1 protein-coding gene is annotated in these 1,235 nt (G+C 67.5%); it reads right to left on the reverse strand.

Going from position 1 to position 1,235, the window contains the following annotated elements; all coding sequences use genetic code 11:
• Positions 1–148 precede the first annotated feature (148 nt).
• The coding region (locus tag E4V01_RS25335; protein ID WP_135300292.1) for an IS1182 family transposase at positions 149–1,235 on the reverse strand (1,087 nt) is incomplete at its 5' end.

Below are 1,235 nucleotides of genomic sequence, written 5' to 3' on the forward strand. Positions count from 1 at the left end.
GACGACGAAGTCTGCTGTTCTACCTTACGCCCCCACGGGCGCAGGCCCAGGTATTCGGTCCGTTTACGACCGAGGCCGTGTGGAAACGCAGATCCCTTGGGATCGGGGCGAGCGCACCGAGTGGCGCCGGAGATGGAGTTGCTTGGCCTCAGGTCCGGATGGCCGCCAGCAGCGGGCGGACCCCGAAGATCTGGATCATCCGCTTCATGTTGTAGGCCAGAACCTGCAGGCTCATCTCGGTTCTGACCTTCGCCAAGGTCTGGGTCAGGAAGTGAGTGGCGCCCATCCAGGCCTTCAGGGTACCGAACGGGTGCTCCACGGTTTGGCGGCGGATCTTCATCGCCTCCGGCATCCGGTCGAGTCGCCCCTGCATCGCATCCAGCACGCCCTCGTGCACCCAGCGCTTGACCCGCCGCGTCTCCGTCGGCGTACAGCGGGGCTTGAGCGGGCAGCCGAGGCAAGCCGTCAGGTTGCGGTAGTGATCCATCGCGTCGCCCTCGGTCCGACGATCGGATCGGGCTGCCCCCTTGGTTAGGTGCTGGCCGGCGGGACAGGTGTAGTGGTCCTTTTCGGCGTCGTAGACAAAGTCCTGTCCCGTGAAGAGGCCACGCTTGGCGTGGCCTGAGGTCAGGGTCTTGGGCACACAGGGCAGCACGCCGGTGCCTTCGCAGGCCAGCACCTGCTCCCCGCTGAGGTAGCCCCGGTCGGCCAGCACCGTCAGCGTGGTGCATCCCGTTGCCGCCTGCGCCAAGAGCCCCATCGGCGCGAGCTGCGCCCGGTCGCTGCCGACGTTGGTCACCGCGTGAGCCACGATCAGGTGATGCTCGGCATCGACCGCGGCCTGGACGTTGTAGCCGACCAGGCCGGTGCCCTTGCCGCTGGTCGCCATGGAGCGCGCGTCGGGATCGGTCAGCGAGATCTGGCCGTCGGGGGCGGCCTCGACCTGCCGGCCCATCGCCTGGAGAGCCTGCATCTGCTCGCGCAGGCCCGCGATCTTCTCGTTGAGCCGTGTCGTGCGCGCCTCGGCGATGTCGCTCGGCTCACGGTCGGCCCGGTCCAGTGCTGCGAGGTAACGGCCGATGCTCGCCTCGACCTGCGCCAGCCGGGCTTCGACCTTGACGGCGGTGAAGTTCTTGTCGCGGTTGTTGACCGCCTTGAACTTGCTGCCGTCGACCGCGACCACTGCCTTGCTGAACAGATTCAGCCGGCGGCACAACACCACGAACTGCGCGCAG

Origin of the sequence: Methylorubrum sp. Q1 (assembly GCF_004683995.1) — a bacterium.
GTDB lineage: Bacteria > Pseudomonadota > Alphaproteobacteria > Rhizobiales > Beijerinckiaceae > Methylobacterium.